Source organism: Rhizobium leucaenae USDA 9039, assembly GCF_000426285.1.
Classification (GTDB): Bacteria; Pseudomonadota; Alphaproteobacteria; order Rhizobiales; family Rhizobiaceae; genus Rhizobium; species Rhizobium leucaenae.
Genome location: NZ_AUFB01000005.1, coordinates 282403 through 299406, shown reverse-complemented (window position 1 = coordinate 299406; position 17004 = coordinate 282403). Strand labels below are relative to the sequence as shown.

Here is a 17004-nt window from a genome sequence, read left to right as displayed (position 1 = left end):
CTGATCCCTTGGCAGGATCCTGAACTACGTCTTTCCACCACGGATAGACGGATGCCAGAACGTCGTCATCCGCTCGAGAGCGGCGACGATACCGTAGAAGACGGAGCCGGCGACCGCGGCGACCGCGATCTCAGCCCAGACCATATCGAGATTCAACCGACCGTTCTCGGTTGAAATACGAAAGCCCATGCCCGACATGGGTGTGCCAAAGAACTCTGCCACGATGGCACCGATTAGGGCCAGGGTCGAGTTGATCTTTAGTGCATTGAAGATAAAGGGAGCGGCGGCCGGCAGGCGAAGCTTGAACAAAGTTTGCCAATAGCTCGACGCATAGGTGCGCATCAGATCGCGCTCCATATTGCCCGCGGCGGCGAGGCCGGCGACCGTGTTCACCAGCATCGGGAAGAAGGTCATGATGACGACGACGGCCGATTTGGATGCCCAATCGAAGCCGAACCACATAACCATGATCGGCGCGACACCGATGATCGGCAGAGCGGAGACCAGATTGCCGATCGGCAGCAGGCCGCGGCGCAGGAAGGCGAAGCGGTCGGCGAGGATGGCGACGACGAAGCCACTGGTGCAACCGATAATGTAGCCGATTAGAACCGACCGGAAGATCGTCTGCTGAACATCCGTCCAAAGAATGGAAGCGGAGCTGGCAATGCGGGCGGCGATGGCGCTTGGTGGTGGCAGCAGGATGAAAGGGATGCCGAACCCGCGCGTTACGGCTTCCCAGATGATGATGATCCACACGCCGAAAATCGCGGGAATGAGCAACCGGAGCGTATAGCCACCTGCGGTCGAATGCGCCGGGGTGACCGACAGGATGGCAACGCAGCGCCAGGCAAGCAGCCAAGCCGCGGCAAGCAGGATAAAGAACGACGCGAGCGCATTGCCTTCGTTGCCGAATATTCCATCCAGCAAAAGCAAGGCTGCTGCATGTGCGGCAAAGAAGAGGATCGACGCACAGAGGATTGCGGACAGGTTCATGAAGGAAACAAGGGCCGCGGCACCAATGAGAACGAAGATGACGAACGTGGTTCCGCTGCTGATGGGGGTGGCGGCATCAGCAGCCAGCAGTGGCAGCGCCGGGAGCGCCGCAAGACAGAGAAGAAAGGAGAGGGTGCCTTGCCACGACACATGAGAATTCTTCATGCCGCCCGTCCTCCCATTGCACGATCGACGATACGTGCTGCGATGCTGACAACGGCAATCAGTGCTGCGGCTAGTATCGAGCCGGCGACGAGGGCCGCCCATATATCGATGGTCAAGCTTTGATAGGACCCAGCGAGCAGTTTGGCTCCGATGCCGGCGACGGCGCCCGTTGGCAGTTCGCCAACGATTGTTCCGGTGAGGCTGGCTGCGATCGCAACTTTCATCGAGGTGAAGAGGAACGGAACCGATGCGGGGACACGCAGTTTCCAGAAGGTCTGCATCGCATTGGCATTATAGGTGCGCATTAGGTCGAGATGCATGATTTCCGGCGATCGCAATCCCTTGACCATGCCAACGGCGACGGGAAAGAAGGAGAGGTAGGTTGAGACCAGCGCCTTGGGAATAAGGCCGGTGACGCCGATCGAACCCAGAACCACGATGACCATCGGCGCGATGGCCAGGATCGGTATCGTCTGCGAGGCAATGATCCACGGCATCAGGCTGCGGTCGAGTGCCAGGACATGCACGATGCCGACGGCAATGAGGATGCCCAGCAGGGTGCCGAAAGCGAAACCGACAGCCGTGGAGGAAAGTGTCACCCAGGCATTGTAGACGAGGCTGCGATTGCTCGTCAGCGGTCTCAGAAACGTGTTTTCGAAGACATTCTGCGCCACCTGATGCGGTGCCGGCAGGATCGGCTTCGGCTGCGCGAGTGTCTTGCCGATGAATTCTATCGTACCGGAGGTCACGTTGGCGCGCCGGTCGAGATCGCGCTGGAATGGGGCGTTGAGAATGACGGCAAAGGCGTACCACAACACGATAATTGCCACCAGGATGGCCGTGACCGGCAGGAATTTGTGTTGGAAGAATTGCTCCTTCTCCATGGTCACGTCCCCCTTTCCGCCGGAAACAGCATCAGTGCCATCGCGACCATGCCAAGCCCGACGCCGGCAAGCTGCGGCAGACTGAGCCGCTCGCCGAAGACGATGAAGGCAATGATATTCACGACCACGAGCTGGGCAATGGCGGAGGCGGAGATCGCCAGGCCCAGCCCTCCCTCGCGCATCAGCCGCACCATCATCAGATTGCCCACGCAATAGAGGCTGAGCGCGAAGATGAGGATCAAAATGTTGTTGTTGGCGATATAGGCCCGCGAAGCGGTCGCGCCACCGATGAACACCGCCATGGCACCGGTGAGCCAGAGGAGGAATTGCGGGTTCATAGCGTGATCCTATTCCTCATAGCTATGCCCGGCTCTCAGCCCGTCGCGGACACGATGGGCAATCTCCAGAAATTCCGGGGTTTCGCGAATACCCAGCGGGCGTTCGTGCGGAAGGGTGGATTCGATGACATCGGTGACGCGACCCGGGCGCGGCGACATGACGACGATCTTGGTGGAGAGATAAACCGCCTCCGGGATCGAGTGCGTCACGAAACAGATGGTCTTGTTCGTGCGCTTCCAAAGTTTCAGCAACGCTTCGTTGAGGTGGTCGCGGACGATCTCGTCGAGAGCGCCGAAAGGCTCGTCCATCAGCAGAAGGTCGGCATCGAAGGCGAGCGCGCGGGCGATAGAGGCGCGCTGCTGCATGCCGCCGGAGAGCTGCCAGGGATATTTGTGCGCGAAGCCGGTGAGGTTGACCAGATCCAGCGTCTGCTCGATGCGCTTGGCTTGATCGCTCTTCGCATAGCCCATGATCTCCAGCGGCAGAGCGATGTTCTTTTCGATCGTGCGCCAGGGATAAAGAGCGGCCGCCTGAAAAACATAGCCATAGGCGCGGTTGGTGCGCGCCTCTTCCGGCGTCATGCCGTTGACGGTGATATCGCCGGAGGTCTTGCGCTCGAGATCGGCGATGACGCGCAGGAACGTGGTCTTGCCGCAGCCGGAGGGGCCGATGAAGGAGACGAAATCGCCCTTCCGCACGTCGAGATCGACATTGCTCAGTGCATGCACCGGCCCGTCATTTGTCTCGTAGGTGAGGCAGAGGTTCCGCGCGGAGACGACGGAGGGAGCGGATGACGTCATTAACACCTACCAGTCATGTTTTCGCCGCGCAGCCGAGGCGGATTGCGTGTTATCCTATACGGCATCGCGGTGGTTTTAGAACCGGAGGATGCCGCAGATCTATCGAATTTTATGGAGGAATGGCATGAGCGTTTCATCGAAGCCAACCTGCCGCATCGTGCAGCCCGGCAGCACTTATGCCGGGAAACAAGGCTTCAACTACTTCGAGGGGATTGCCGCCGAGACAGTGGGTTCGACAGGCATCTGCATGCATCTCCTGACCATTCCGCCGGGCGGACGCGCCAAGGCGCACCTGCATGCGGCGCATGAGACGGCGATCTATGCACTGTCCGGCGAGACGCATTGCTGGTTCGGCGATCAATTGGAAGAGCATGTTGTCGTTCATGCCGGCGAGATGTTCTATATTCCGACCGGCGTTCCGCATCTGCCCGCCAATCTCAGCGACCAACCGGCGACAGCCATTATCGCCCGCACCGATCCGAACGAGCAGGAAAGTGTCGTCCTGCTGCCGGATCTGGAGCGGCATGTGCCGTTGTGATGTTTTACCTTCTCCCAGCCGGGGAGAAGGTGGCGCGTAAGCGTCGGATGAGGGGGGCTCACCGCCTTGCGGCGAGCGTCTTGAGCGACGAGCGACAGACAGACTTACGGTGCAACGCCCCCTCAACCCGCGCTTCGCGCGTCCTTCTCCCCGCTGGGAAGAAGGTAGAGAGATGCCGGACCTTTCGCCGTTCCACATGATCAAGCGTCACACCCCGCTTGCGGGGATGCCGCTGCGCTGAACCTTGCGCGGCGCGGTGACCTCTTTCCAGGTCGAGAGTGCTCGGTTGGCGGCGGTGAAAGGCTCGCGCTTGACGAACTCGCCGTGGCCCTGCTGCGTCTTGACCTTACTTTCCTCGATGGCAACCACGCCGCGGGTCAGGGTATAGCGCGGCAGGCCCGTTACCTGCTTGCCTTCGAAGACGTTGTAGTCGATCGCCGACTGTTGAGTGTTGGCGGAGATGGTCTTCGAACGCTTCGGGTCCCAAACGACTATATCGGCATCGGCGCCCACGAGAATTGCGCCCTTCTTCGGATAGACGTTGAGGATTTTGGCGATGTTGGTCGACGTCACTGCCACGAACTCGTTCATGGTCAGCCGGCCGGTGTTGACGCCATTGGTCCAGAGCATGGGCATGCGGTCTTCCAGGCCGCCGGTGCCGTTCGGGATCTTGGTGAAGTCATTCAGGCCGAAACGCTTCTGCTCGGTCGTGAAGGCGCAATGGTCGGTTGCGACCACCTGCAGCGAACCCGATGCCAGGCCGGCCCAGAGGCTGTCCTGATGCTGCTTGTTGCGGAAGGGCGGCGACATAACGCGACGGGCGGCGTGGTCCCAATCGGCATTGGCATATTCGCTCTCATCGAGCGTCAGGTGCTGGATCAAGGGTTCGCCATAGACGCGCATACCCTTTTGACGGGCGCGGCGGATGGCTTCGTGCGCCTGTTCGCAGGAGGTGTGCACGATATAAACCGGGCTGCCAGCCATATCCGCGATCATAATGGCGCGGTTCGTCGCCTCGCCTTCGACCTCTGCCGGGCGGGAATAGGCATGCGCTTCCGGGCCGTTATTGCCTTCGGCAAGCAGTTTCGCCTGCATCTGCGCAACCACGTCGCCATTCTCGGCGTGAACGAGCGGCAGCGCGCCGAGTTCGGCGCAGCGCTGGAAGGAGGAGAACATCTCGTCGTCATCCACCATCAGGGCGCCCTTATAGGCCATGAAGTGCTTGAAGGTGTTGATGCCCTTTTCGCGGACGACGGCTTCCATCTCGTTGAAGACCTGCTCGCTCCACCAGGTAATTGCCATGTGGAAGGAGTAATCGCAGTTCGCCCGCGTCGATTTGTTATCCCACATGGTCAGCGCTTCGAGCAGCGACTGGCCGGGCGAGGGCAGGGCAAAATCCACCACCATCGTCGTGCCGCCCGCAAGGGCAGCGCGGGTGCCGCTCTCGAAATCGTCCGAGGAATAGGTGCCCATGAACGGCATTTCGAGATGGGTGTGAGGATCGATGCCGCCCGGCATGACATAGCAGCCCGTAGCGTCGAGTACTTCATTGCCGGACAGGTTCTGCCCGATCTCGACGATCTTGCCGCCTTCGACCTTGACATCGGCCTTATAGGTCAAGTCGGCTGTGACGATGGTTCCACCCTTGATGACTGTGCTCATGGTGTTTGTTCCCTTTTTTTGAGACTCTGGCATCTGTGGCGCCCCCTCATCCGACCCTTCGGGCCACCTTCTCCCCAAGGGGAGAAGGGAATTTTGCCGTGGCATTGATGTCAAACAAGAACCGATTGGTCACAATCAGCGTAGCTGCCTCCTTCTCCCCTCGGGGAGAAGGTGCCCGAAGGGCGGATGAGGGGGCATGGTTCGGATATGTCACTCGCTTATTTCTCCCGTCGGCTCGATCGCAGGATAAAAGCGCAGAATGTCGTCTCTTTCGAATATCCGACTCTCCAGCGCAGCGAGAATTGTCTCCAGGACTGCCCGGCGCTCCCGCGTGATCGCATGATTCCAAAATCTCAACACCGAATAGCCCCTTGCCTTGAGCCAACGCGTGCGGATGATATCGGAGGGGGATGAAGCGTGCTGGAAGCCGTCGATTTCAACGATCAGCAATTTCTCGCGACAGAGAAAATCAACGACGTAAGAGCCGAGCGGAATTTGTCTGGCGAATTTGTATCCGTTTAGGCGACGGTCGCGCAGATCGCTCCAGAGGCGATATTCCTCTTCCGTCTCAATCTGACGAAGTCTACGTGCCTGTCTGGTTTTGCCTGGGCGGCGTTTGCTGATGTCGTCGTTGTCCGGCATCCGTGGCGTCCCCCTCATCCGACCCTTCGGGCCACCTTCTCCCCGAGGGGAGAAGGGAATTCTTGTCGCGGCATCGATGTCAAACAAGATTTTATCAGCCAGGATCGCGAATATGCTGTCGAAGGCCATAGCAGCTTTCCCCCTTCTCCCCTCGGGGAGAAGGGGCCCGAAGAGCGGATGAGGGAGTTGCGACGGGCGGGGCATCGTCCTCACGCCACGATCTCCGCAGTCTCCAGAACTGCGTGGAAGAGGACATCCGCACCTGCGGTCGCCCATTCCTTGGAAATCTCCTCGGCCTCATTGTGCGACAGGCCGCCGACGCAGGGGCACATGACCATGGTGGCGGGCGCCATCTTGGCGGCCCAGCAGGCGTCGTGGCCGGCGCCGGAGATGAGGTTCATGTGGCTGTAGCCCAACTTCTCCGCGGCGTCGCGCACGGCGGTAACGAGCTTCGGATCGAAGGTCACCGGTTCGAAATGGCCGATAGCTTCGACCGAGTAGCCGACGCCAAGGGCGTCGCAGATGACAGGCGCCTCGGCCTCGATCTTGGCGCGCATGCGGTCGAGCTTCGCCTTGTCCGGCGAGCGGATGTCGACGGTGAAGACCACCTTGCCTGGCAGCACGTTGCGCGAATTCGGCGAGAAGAAGACCTGGCCGACACCGCCGACTGCGCCCGGCTGGTTTTCCATTGCCACACCCTGCACCATTTCGATGATGCGCGACATGGCAAGCCCGGCATTGACGCGCATGTTCATCGGCGTCGAGCCGGTATGCGCTTCCTTGCCCGTCAGCGTGAATTCCAGCCACCACAGGCCCTGACAGTGCGTGACGACGCCGATCGTCTTCTCCTCGGCTTCGAGGATCGGTCCCTGCTCGATGTGATATTCGAAATAGGCGTGCATTCTGCGGCTGCCGACCTCTTCTTCGCCAAGCCAGCCGATGCGCTTCAACTCCTCACCAAAGGTTTTGCCTTCGGGATCCTTGCGGCCATAGGCATAGTCCAGCGAATGCACGCCGGCGAAAACGCCGGAGGCGAGCATGGCAGGAGCAAAGCGCGCTCCTTCTTCATTGGTCCAGTTGGTGACGACGATCGGATGCTTGGTCTTGATGCCGAGATCGTTCATGGTGCGCACGACTTCGAGCGCACCCAGGACACCGAGCACGCCGTCATATTTGCCGCCGGTCGGCTGCGTGTCGAGATGCGAGCCGACGTAGACGGGCAACGCGTTCGGATCGGTGCCGGGACGGGTTGCGAACATCGTGCCCATCTTATCGACGTCCACCGTCAAGCCGGCTTCGTCGCACCATGTCTTGAAAAGGTTTCGGCCTTCGGCGTCGGAGTCGGTCAGCGTCTGGCGATTGTTGCCGCCGGCGATGCCGGGGCCGATCTTCGCCATGTCCATCAGTGCGTCCCAAAGGCGATCGCCATTGATACGCATGTTTTCTCCTGGCGCTGCCACCATGATGCAATCCTCACCTGTTTTTCCCGGGTCATGCAAGGCGCATGCCCAATTGTTCCCGATGGTCGCTTCCGGCGCGCTTATCTGTTTTTCTCGCCCCGGAAAATCGCCGGTTGCCTTTAAAAGACATCTGACGGATAATTTGACCGATTGGTAAACATTACAACTTCCGTGGCGGCGCTCAAGACGAAAAGCACGAAAATTCCCGACAAAATTACAGGCAGTTGCCCAAAATTAGAGCATGGGCAGGGGAATGAGAGCTTGGCCGAAGGGCTTGGATTTCAAGGAGAAACAAAGCAGACATGGCCATCCCCAGAGCCGCCAAGACGCAACGCCGCACCCGAATTCAAGAAGAAAAAGAGGAAGTAATACTCGAGGCCGCGCTGGACGTATTCTCCGTGCATGGCTTTCGCGGCTCGACCATCGACCAGATCGCCGAAGTCGCCGGCATGTCGAAACCCAATCTGCTCTACTATTTCCGGACAAAAGAAGCCATGCACCGCGCGCTGATCGACCGGGTGCTATTCACCTGGCTGGAGCCGCTGCGCGCCTTCGACGCCAATGGCAATCCCGAAAGCGAGATCCGCTCCTATATCCGCCGCAAGCTGGAGATGGCCCGCGATTTTCCGCGGGAAAGCCGCTTGTTTGCCAACGAGATGCTGCAGGGAGCGCCGCATGTCGAGGACGAACTCCGAGGTCCGCTGAAGAGCCTTGTCGATGAAAAGGCCGAGGTTATCCGCGCCTGGGCGAAGGCCGGCAAAATCGCCAAATGCGACCCCTATCACCTGATCTTCTCCATCTGGTCCACGACGCAGCATTATGCGGATTTCGACGTGCAGGTGCGCGCGGTGCTCGGGCAGGAACATTCAGGGGAGGGGCGTTTCGAGGATGCGGCGCGGTATCTCGAACAGCTTTTCGTCGACGGGCTCCGCATGCGCCACACTTGAGCGGTGACGAAATCCTCGAAAGAAATTGCGTCACACATTCCAGGCTGATTGAACTCAGTTCCGATCTCTAAAAATAGTAGTCCCGCTCGATCCGTCATAGCGGCCTGATTTCAGGCAGCAATTCTTGGAACCGCCTCCGAGAACCGCAGGGGCAGGGATCGTTGCGGCCGAGTTTTTCGATCAGCTCGACATCGCCATGAACGAATTGTGAGCCAGTCTTAACCCGCGATTCCGATGGGAAAGCCTTACGTCGTTTGGACGTGACCTCAAAAGCTCACGTCGTGGAGGGTGTGGGACTTGCGTGACATGGTCGCCTCCTTTGGATTGTTATTTCTGCGATTATTCGCAGCGCGTGCCCCATAGCTCGTTTTCTATGCTTCCGCGAGCCGCGAAACATGTTTTTTTGAATGGGGCTGATGCCAGCTACGAAGAGGCGGCCGCAGCAAGCTGCGACCGCCTCTTTATGTTCAAGCGAATTGTTGCCAGTGTTACTCCGCCGCCTGCCGGGCCATCGGATTGTTCGGATGGGTCGTCCAGTTGGCATAGTTCGGGTCGACGGTCTTGCCGGTGCGCTTGTCGAGGCTGCCGGCCGGCAAGGCTTCCATGGTGATGCAGTTTTCGACGGGACAGACGCTGACGCAGAGATTGCAGCCGACGCATTCCTCGTCCATCACCTCGAAATGCCTGACGCCGTCGACCATGTTGGTGATCGCCTGGTGCGAGGTGTCTTCGCAGGCGATGTAGCAGCGACCGCATTTGATGCAGGCGTCCTGATCGATCTTCGCCTTGGCGATGTAGTTGAGGTTGAGATACTGCCAGTCGGAAACATTCGGCACGGCGCGGCCGACGATGTCGTCCAGATTGCGGTGGCCCTTTTCGTCCATCCAGTCGGAGAGACCGGATATCATTTCCTGGACGATCTTGAAGCCATAGGTCATGGCGGCGGTGCAGACCTGCACGTTGCCGGCGCCAAGAGCCAGGAATTCGGCCGCATCGCGCCAGGTGGTGATGCCGCCGATGCCAGAGATCGGCAGGCCGTAGGTCTCGGGATCGCGTGCGATCTCGGCCACCATGTTGAGCGCGATCGGCTTGACGGCCGGACCGCAATAGCCGCCATGGCTGCCCTTGCCGCCGACCGTCGGGTTCGGCGCGAAATTGTCGAGATCGACGGAGACGATCGAGTTGATCGTGTTGATCAGCGACACGGCGTCGGTGCCACCGGCTTTGGCGGCACGGGCGGGCTTGCGGATGTCGGTGATGTTCGGCGTCAGCTTGGTGATGACGGGCATGCGCGTATATTGCTTGCACCAGCGCACGACCATTTCGATATATTCCGGCACCTGTCCCACCGCGGAGCCCATGCCGCGCTCGGACATGCCGTGCGGACAGCCGAAATTGAGTTCGATGCCATCAGCGCCGGTTTCTTCCACCAGCGGCAGGATGGCTTTCCAGGACTCTTCTTCGCAGGGCACCATGATCGAAGCGATCAGGGCACGGTCCGGCCAATTCATCTTTACCTGCTTCATTTCGCGCAGGTTGGTGAAGAGATCGCGGTCGGTGATCAGCTCGATGTTGTTGAGGCCGAGCAGGCGGCGGTCGGCACCCCAGATCGCGCCATAGCGTGGACCGTTGACGTTGACAACCGGCGGGCCTTCTTCGCCGAGTGTCTTCCACACGACGCCGCCCCAGCCGGCCTTGAAGGCGCGTTCGACGTTGTAGGCTTTGTCGGTCGGCGGCGCCGAGGCGAGCCAGAACGGGTTCGGGGATTTGATGCCGACGAAATTATTGCGGAGATCAGCCATAGTAATTTCCCCCTCAAGCGACGGCGGCGGTCGGCTGCATGGCGGAGCCAAGCGCACGGTTGATGGATTCGGCCGCATCGCGGCCCTGGGCGACGGCGGAGACCGTCAGGTCGTCGCCGCCGAGCACGCAGTCGCCGCCGGCCCAGACGCCGTCAAGCGAGGTCCGGCCGTCGCCGTCGATGAAGATGCGGCCGGATTCCATGCGCAGTGCGCCGAGTCCTGAGGCCTCGAAGGTCTGGCCGATTGCCTTGAAGATCTGGTCGGCGGCGATGACGCCGGTATCGCCGGTGCCGATTAACTTGCCGTCGCGCAACGCGGTATATTCGACTTCGATGCCGGCAACCTTGCCGTCCTTTTCGAGGATACGCTTCGGTGCCAGCCAATGGCGGATGATGACGCCCTTGGAGGCGGCGAGGTCCTGCTCGTATTCCGAGGCGTTCATATGCTCCTTGCCGCGGCGATAACAGATCGTTACCTCTTCGGCGCCGAGCAGCTTTGCCTGTACGGCAGCGTCGATCGCGGTCATGCCTCCGCCGAGCACGACGACGCGGCGGCCGATGGCGATGTCTGCCTTGTTCTTGGCCTGACGCAGATCGGCGATATAGCCGACGGCATCGGCGACGCCGTCGAGATCTTCGCCTTCGGCGCGCAGGGCGTTGACGCCGGCGAGGCCGAGGCCGAGGAAGACGGCATCATACTGCGACGAAAGATCGGCAAGACTGAAATCTCGGCCGAGCGCCTGGCCGTTCTTCACGTCGATCCCGCCGATCGACAGAACATAATCGACTTCCTTCTGCGCAAAATCGTCGACCGTCTTGTAGGTGGCGATGCCATATTCGTTGAGGCCGCCGGCTTTTTCGCGGGCGTCGAAGATGGTCACGTCGTGACCATTCACGGCGAGGCGGTGAGCGCAGGCGAGACCGGCCGGACCGGCGCCGACGACGGCGACCTTCTTGCCGGTCGAAGCGGCGCGGGCATAGAACTGCTTGTTCTCGGCCATTGCCGTGTCGGTGGCATAGCGCTGCAGGCGACCGATTTCGACAGGACGCTCTTCGGCAGTGTTGCGCACGCAAGCCTGCTCGCAGAGCTGTTCGGTGGGACAGACGCGGGCGCACATGCCGCCGAGGATGTTCTGATCGAAGATCGTCTTGGCCGAGCCGATGGGATTGCCGGTCGAGATCTGACGGATGAACAGTGGAATGTCGATCGAGGTCGGACAGGCCGTCATGCACGGCGCGTCATAGCAGAAATAACAGCGGTCGGCGGCGACCAAAGCCTCGTGGCGGTCAAGGCGCGGATGCAGGTCGGAAAAGTTCGCATCATATTCGGCGGGCGTCAGCCGGCCTTTATGAATCCCAGTTTCCAGTCGTCCCATTGAAGTTCCCTCATTATAGTAAACGGCTAGTGGGTTGAACGGTAACTCAGGATAAAAAATTTATCAAACGGTAAAATTTTGGAATGCCCTGACGTTGTCAGCGCAGGCATCGCCCTCCCGATTGCACAACGCCGCGCGCCCCCGAAAACTTCCCACTAAAGGTCTGTTTTAATTTGAGGAAAGCTCACAGGCCTGCTGGAGGGCAACCGATAAGCTCCTAAGTCGAGCCCGGCTTCAAAGATGCCTCGGCGTCCATCTTCGACATTTGCGATAGACGTTGGAGAAAAAAGCGAAATTTTTTTTAGAAAAATGGAACCAAGGTTCAGCACCATCGTTAAAGAGTTGTCTTGGTGATGATCGCATCAACCGATGCACGCCCCCAAAAACTCATCACCGGGCATCTACTCACGGTCCCCTCCCGATGAGTGAAAAGCAGCCAGTGCGCCGCCCTCGCACTGGCTGTTTTCATTTGTGGCCCTTGTTAGGATTGGCGCTTCGCTAGGATTGGCGCTTCAGGATTTCATATTCGGTTTCCGGTATCGTCAGGCGATAGCCGATGCTGTCGTCGTCGATCGCGAACTGGGCGCGACCGTTCATCGACGTGGGCACGACCCGCTCCAGCACGGTACGGCTAAAGCTATTGTCCTCGAATTCGTGATCGGCGGGGAAATAAAAGCGCTCCGACCAAGCCACTTCGATCGCCTTCTTGCCGTCGAGTTCCGCCTCCTTGCAGTTCAGCGTGATGCTGGTAGCGCCGGCGGAGATCGCGCCGTGCGAGGCGGAATTGACGATCAGTTCGTGCAGGGCAAGGCCGAGATGGACCGCTGCATTCGGCGTGAGATGCGCATTGATGCCGTAGATCGGCATTGGCACGCCCGCATCGGGCCAATAGGGGGCGAATTGCTTTTCGGCGAGTTCGAACAAATAGGCCCCGCGCCAGCTCGAATCGGTGATCAGGTCCTGCGAATTCGACAGGGATTGCAGGCGACCGCGGAACTTAATCAGGAAATTGTCGAGCGACAACGTGTGACGCGCCGTCTGCGTCGCGATGCCCTGGATGATCGCCAGCAGGTTCTTGGAGCGATGTGATAACTCGCGCAGCAGTGATTTCAGGACTTTTTCGCGGTGGCGAGTCTCGGTTACCTCGGTGATGACGGAGAGCAGGCCCTGCGGTTTGCGCCCACCGATGCGTTCGATCTTCAGCTCGTAGATGCGAACGCCGTCGCCGGTCACGAACTCCACTTCCGCGCTCACGGGCTTGCCGCTTTCCAGCACTCCGCGCTTCAGTTGCGACAGATGTTCGCCATCCTTCTCGCCGAAGAGATGGAGGTCCGTGCCGCCGATGACGAGGGACGGCTTCAGGTGGTCAGGCAAGTTTTCCGCATAACGGATCACAAGGCTTGAGTCTTGGAAGAGAATCGAAATGCCGGCGCTGCCCAGCGCCCGCTCCATCATAGCGGCCTTGCCTTCAAAACTTAAAGGCGCGCCGGATAATGGTTCAGTCGTATTCACCGGCTTGCCTTTCATTCCAATTTTGAGAACCCCGCCGACAGGGTATTCTCAGCCGGAAGAACTCAATCCGGTTTATACGGTCACTCGCTATAACAGTCGGTAAAGCGTCCCTAAGCAGCCGGAACGTCCGGTTGCTTTTTTTGTTCCGCGACAAAATGTCGATTCGGCTCAGGCGGCCACCTTTGTGGTTTCATTAAAGAAAAGAGCCTGGCTGATCAGAGCTTTCACCATGTCGGGATTGAATGGCTTGGTCACAAGGAAGGTCGGCTCGGGCCGTTCGCCGGTCAGCAACCGCTCGGGGAAAGCGGTGATGAAAATGACCGGGATGCTTGAGGTCTTGAGAATATCATTGACGGCGTCGATGCCGGAGCTGCCGTCGGCAAGCTGGATGTCGGCGAGCACCATGCTGGGATTGGTGGCATCATGCAAAGCGACCGCTTCGGCATGAGTCCGGGCGATGCCGGTGACCCGGTGCCCGAGGCTCTCCACCATCTGCTCGATATCCATCGCGATCAGCGGTTCATCCTCGATGATCATGATGTCGGTCGCGACTTGGCGCGAAATCTCCTGCGAGGCCTTGTCCAGCAGATTCATGGCCTCGGTCTCCGTCACGTCGAGAATGTCGGCGATCTCGCCGAGACGGAAGTTTTCGACGGAGGCGAGAAGGAAGGCCTGCCGCGCGATGGGAGACACCTTGGCAAGATTGACCGAGGCGCGCTGTTCCCATGCATAGGGGGAGGTCGGTTCGGGGATCTGGATCGCCGAGGAACCGAAGAGCTGGGTGAAGAGTTTATAGAGTGCAACGCGGTCGTTCGGCGTGTCCGGGAAGATGGAAAGATCGGCGATGATCGCTTCCAGAACTGCCGCGACATAGGCGTCACCCGATGTCTGTGTCCCCGTGAGCGCACGGGAATAGCGGCGCAAATAGGGAAGATGCGGCGCAATGCGTGTGGAAAGTGTCATCAATGGCTCCCGCCCCTTATCAATTCCTAATTGAAACACAGCCTCCAAGACTGCAATGACAAACAAACGCAAATTCGGTAAAAAAGTTCCTCGGCATCGGAACTTTTTTTGAAGAAGGACATTACCCCTGCCGACGAACAGTAGGCTTCAACCTCTCCGAATTCGGGCCAAAGCGGACGTGAGGAGGGCAGACTAGCCTCCCACACTGGGGTGCATAGAGGTACACCCCGAATCCATGAACGCAAGAAATGCGGAAGCGAGCAGGCTAAATGACCACCCAAAATCAAGAGGACGCGGATCGCAAACGACCTGACGTGCGAGCCGCCGATATCCTCGATCCCAACAATCAAATCGGCAACCGGCTGCGCTCATTCTATGCGGCGGTGCAGGACGAGGCTATCCCCGATCGCTTGCTCGACCTGCTCGAGAAGCTGGATCAGGCCGAACGTTTGGCTTCCGCAAAAGTCTCCGATTAAGGAGGAAGCGTCATGGAATCGAAACCGAGCTTCAAACGCGAACTCCTGGCCGCCCTGCCGAGCCTGCGGGCCTTTGCGATCTCGCTGACCGGCCGACACGACCGTGCCGACGATCTGGTGCAGGACACGATCATGAAGGCCTGGGCCAAGCAGGACCATTTCGAGATGGGCACGAATATGAAGGCCTGGCTCTTCACCATTCTGCGCAACGAACTCTACAGCCAGATGCGCAAGAGCGGCCGCGAAGTGCAAGACAGCGACGGCCTGTTTACGGAATCGATGGCGACCCACCCTTCGCAATACGGAGCGCTCGACCTGCAGGATTTTCGCAGGGCGCTGGATCAATTGCCGCCCGATCAACGCGAAGCCATCATCCTGGTCGGCGCGTCGGGTTTTTCCTATGAAGAGGCCGCCGAAATCTGCGGCTGCGCTGTCGGCACGATCAAGAGCCGGGTGAACCGCGCCCGCCAGCGGCTGCAGGAATTGCTGCAGATTTCCGGAGAAGCGGACTTCGGACCGGATGCCACCTCAGCGCCTTTGACGTCCAAGGCGTTTGCCTTCTAAAACCATGTGATCTGCATCACTGCTGTCCGCCCCGGGTGGCGCGGGCAGGACAGTGTTTCTGTGCTGTGGCCAACGGGCTCAGGGATTTGAATTCTTTGCGGTAGTGTCGTGGCCTGTGACGCAAGACGAGCCTGCTTCACTCTAGTCATCTCGGCTCTTTGTGCCAATCAGGTTGCCGAACACCAGGGCGGTAGCGATGGCAGCGGTTAGCAGCGGCTGCGACTTCGCAAGGCCGAGCGCTGCCACAGCCATAGATTCCAAAGCAGCACGGCGTTCGTGGGCACGGCGTTCTTCCTGCTTGTTGATGATCGCCATGATGACGAGAAGGATCAGGGCGAGCAACAGTGCGCCGGCGGCGATCAGCAGCGCCGAAACGGCTGCGCCATAGATGGTCGCCAGCCAGATAGCGGCGGCTATAAGGGCAAAGGCATAGGCCGTCAGAAAGAGGATAGCGGCGATGCCGATGAAAATACCGCTGCGTTTCGTGCGCGCAACGGTGCGACTCAATGAGCCTGAGAGAAGCAGGCCGAGGAGCGGAGCTAGCATTGCGGCTCCTTAACGGCGCGACAGAAGCAGGGCAAACGCCAATCCGAAAGCTGCAGCAGCCCCGATGGTGGCAATAGGATGCTGGCGCACGGTCCTGCGCATTTCGCGCGTGCCCCTGGCATAGCCGTGTTGCAAATCGCGCAGCAAGTCTTCGCCACGAGCTGCCAAATCCTCAAACCCGGTCTCGGCGCGCGCGCGCATCGCCTTGCTCTGGACAGCACTGTTTTCACCGACGATCTTGGCGAAAGCGGCAATTTCGTTGCGCAGATGTTCGATCTGCTCCTCGATGCTGGCTTCGAGGTCGTGCAGGCTGCCGCCATTACGCTTAGCTCGCGCCGAATGGAGGATGGATGTTGCCATGGTCTTTCTCCCTTGCGTCGTTAGCGTCTTTGGCCTGGCGCTGCAAAGCTGCGCCGGCTTTTGCAATAAGCGAATGCTGCCAGATATATTGCGCTGTTGATCGCGCAGAACATTGATCTGGATCACCGATCATCAACGCGGCGATGCAACGAAAAGTTCCAGATTTGGCGAAAGGAAGGTCAGTCCGTCAGTGCGCTGTGGGCGAGAACGAATGGGATACCATCGATCGGAACACGATTGACCCTCAGCGCGCAGCCGAAGACATCCTGCAAATGCCGGTCGGTCAGAACGTCCCCCACGGCACCTGCCGCCTGCAACCGTCCGCTCTTGAGCAGGACCATTTGGTCGGCGAAAAGAGCAGTCAGGTTGAGATCATGCATGACGGCGATGACGCCGCCGCCGCGCCGGCAGAATTGGCGGGCGAACGTCATGATGGTCAGTTGATGGCTGATATCGAGGCTGGAGACGGGCTCATCGAGAAGCAGCCAGCAGGGCCTGCCGTCGACGACCGGCTCGGAGATCTGGCATAGCACCCGGGCGAGTTGGACGCGTTGTTGCTCACCGCCGGAAAGCTCCTGATAGAAGCGGCCTTCGAAGCCAGCGAGGTCGACGGAGGAGAGCGCCTCCGCGGCGATGCGATCGGCTTGTTCGGGATGGTTGTTGCGGCCGCTGGTCAGGCCCATGCGGACGATTTCCCGAACGGTGAAGGGAAAGGAAATGGCACTCGCCTGCGGCAGCACGCCGCGCATTTCCGCCAGTTGCCAGGCTTGAAGGCTGCCGATCTCCGATGCGTTGAGGCGTACCGAACCCTGATAAGCGATTTCCCCCGAAATGGCCTTCATGATGGTCGTCTTGCCCGAGCCGTTCGGCCCGCAAATCGCCGTCAGCGCGCCGGCCTTGGCGGTGAAGCGAACATCCTGCACCACTGTCTTGCCGGAGAGCCGGACGGAAAGATTCGAGACATTGATCATCGAAA

19 protein-coding genes are annotated in these 17004 nt (G+C 59.6%); 4 read left to right on the top strand and 15 right to left on the bottom strand.

The annotated features are described in order from the left end of the window. Positions 1-24: 24 nt before the first annotated feature. Genes K290_RS0110520 through K290_RS0110505 form a run of 4 tightly spaced genes read right to left on the bottom strand, consistent with a single transcriptional unit; the run spans position 25 to position 3181 of the window. Entirely contained in the window at positions 25-1158 is a 1134-nt protein-coding gene (locus K290_RS0110520; RefSeq protein WP_028751889.1) for an ABC transporter permease, read from the bottom strand. Next, positions 1155-2042 (bottom strand): ABC transporter permease, encoded by an 888-nt coding sequence (locus K290_RS0110515; RefSeq protein ID WP_028751888.1) that lies wholly within the window; start codon positions 2040-2042, stop codon positions 1155-1157. The genes K290_RS0110520 and K290_RS0110515 overlap by 4 nt, the downstream gene beginning before the upstream one ends. A gap of 2 nt (positions 2043-2044) precedes the next feature. Continuing rightward, a complete protein-coding gene (locus tag K290_RS0110510) occupies positions 2045-2380 on the bottom strand; it encodes a membrane protein (RefSeq protein WP_028751887.1) in 336 nt (111 codons plus the stop codon). A 9-nt stretch (positions 2381-2389) separates the two neighbouring features. Beyond that, entirely contained in the window at positions 2390-3181 is a 792-nt protein-coding gene (locus tag K290_RS0110505; RefSeq protein ID WP_028751886.1) for an ABC transporter ATP-binding protein, read from the bottom strand. Between the two features lie 124 nt (positions 3182-3305). On the opposite strand from K290_RS0110505, the gene K290_RS0110500 reads away from it, so the two are divergent. Then, positions 3306-3719, top strand: a complete 414-nt coding sequence (locus tag K290_RS0110500; RefSeq protein ID WP_028751885.1) for a cupin domain-containing protein — start codon at positions 3306-3308, stop codon at positions 3717-3719. A gap of 207 nt (positions 3720-3926) precedes the next feature. Here K290_RS0110500 and hydA read toward each other — a convergent pair whose 3' ends face one another. From hydA to K290_RS0110485, 3 genes are all read right to left on the bottom strand, one after another. Beyond that, positions 3927-5381, bottom strand: a complete 1455-nt coding sequence (gene hydA, locus K290_RS0110495) for a dihydropyrimidinase (protein ID WP_028751884.1) — start codon at positions 5379-5381, stop codon at positions 3927-3929. Between the two features lie 210 nt (positions 5382-5591). Beyond that, positions 5592-6152 (bottom strand): endonuclease domain-containing protein, encoded by a 561-nt coding sequence (locus K290_RS33990; protein ID WP_245276511.1) that lies wholly within the window; start codon positions 6150-6152, stop codon positions 5592-5594. A gap of 80 nt (positions 6153-6232) precedes the next feature. After that, a complete protein-coding gene (locus K290_RS0110485) occupies positions 6233-7486 on the bottom strand; it encodes a Zn-dependent hydrolase (RefSeq protein WP_028751883.1) in 1254 nt (417 codons plus the stop codon). A 299-nt stretch (positions 7487-7785) separates the two neighbouring features. Between K290_RS0110485 and rutR the strand changes: the two genes are divergently transcribed. Continuing rightward, complete coding sequence (gene rutR, locus K290_RS0110480) at positions 7786-8430, top strand: HTH-type transcriptional regulator RutR (protein ID WP_028751882.1); 645 nt, start codon at positions 7786-7788, stop codon at positions 8428-8430. A 94-nt stretch (positions 8431-8524) separates the two neighbouring features. On the opposite strand, the gene K290_RS38275 is transcribed toward rutR, so the two are convergent. The 5 genes from K290_RS38275 to K290_RS0110460 all read right to left on the bottom strand — a co-directional run bounded on the left by K290_RS38275 (position 8525) and on the right by K290_RS0110460 (position 14082). Further along, positions 8525-8611 (bottom strand): SEC-C metal-binding domain-containing protein, encoded by an 87-nt coding sequence (locus tag K290_RS38275; RefSeq protein WP_245276515.1) that lies wholly within the window; start codon positions 8609-8611, stop codon positions 8525-8527. Between the two features lie 307 nt (positions 8612-8918). After that, the gene (gene preA, locus K290_RS0110475) at positions 8919-10232 is read right to left on the bottom strand and encodes an NAD-dependent dihydropyrimidine dehydrogenase subunit PreA (RefSeq protein ID WP_028751881.1); all 1314 of its coding nucleotides are present in this window, start codon (positions 10230-10232) and stop codon (positions 8919-8921) included. Positions 10233-10245: 13 nt separating this feature from the next. Then, positions 10246-11607 carry an NAD(P)-dependent oxidoreductase gene (locus K290_RS0110470; protein WP_028751880.1) on the bottom strand — a complete coding sequence of 454 codons (1362 nt, stop codon included), beginning with the start codon at positions 11605-11607 and terminating at the stop codon, positions 10246-10248. 498 nt (positions 11608-12105) lie between these two features. Next, complete coding sequence (locus K290_RS0110465; protein WP_051263990.1) at positions 12106-13134, bottom strand: sensor histidine kinase; 1029 nt, start codon at positions 13132-13134, stop codon at positions 12106-12108. A 153-nt stretch (positions 13135-13287) separates the two neighbouring features. Next, positions 13288-14082, bottom strand: coding sequence for a response regulator (locus K290_RS0110460; RefSeq protein WP_028751878.1), 795 nt, complete (start codon positions 14080-14082; stop codon positions 13288-13290). Between the two features lie 269 nt (positions 14083-14351). On the opposite strand from K290_RS0110460, the gene K290_RS0110455 reads away from it, so the two are divergent. Together K290_RS0110455 and K290_RS0110450 are read left to right on the top strand one after the other, a co-directional pair. Further along, complete coding sequence (locus tag K290_RS0110455) at positions 14352-14558, top strand: NepR family anti-sigma factor (protein WP_028751877.1); 207 nt, start codon at positions 14352-14354, stop codon at positions 14556-14558. Positions 14559-14570: 12 nt separating this feature from the next. Continuing rightward, on the top strand, positions 14571-15122 hold the full coding sequence (locus K290_RS0110450; protein ID WP_028751876.1) for an RNA polymerase sigma factor: 552 nt from the start codon (positions 14571-14573) through the stop codon (positions 15120-15122). A 141-nt stretch (positions 15123-15263) separates the two neighbouring features. Here the strand turns inward: K290_RS0110450 and K290_RS0110445 are convergent, their stop codons facing one another. The 3 genes from K290_RS0110445 to K290_RS0110435 all read right to left on the bottom strand — a co-directional run bounded on the left by K290_RS0110445 (position 15264) and on the right by K290_RS0110435 (position 16999). Next, positions 15264-15668 carry a hypothetical protein gene (locus tag K290_RS0110445; protein ID WP_028751875.1) on the bottom strand — a complete coding sequence of 135 codons (405 nt, stop codon included), beginning with the start codon at positions 15666-15668 and terminating at the stop codon, positions 15264-15266. A gap of 9 nt (positions 15669-15677) precedes the next feature. After that, complete coding sequence (locus tag K290_RS0110440; protein WP_028751874.1) at positions 15678-16028, bottom strand: DUF883 family protein; 351 nt, start codon at positions 16026-16028, stop codon at positions 15678-15680. A gap of 179 nt (positions 16029-16207) precedes the next feature. Further along, on the bottom strand, positions 16208-16999 hold the full coding sequence (locus K290_RS0110435) for a heme ABC transporter ATP-binding protein (protein ID WP_028751873.1): 792 nt from the start codon (positions 16997-16999) through the stop codon (positions 16208-16210). Positions 17000-17004: the final 5 nt, after the last annotated feature.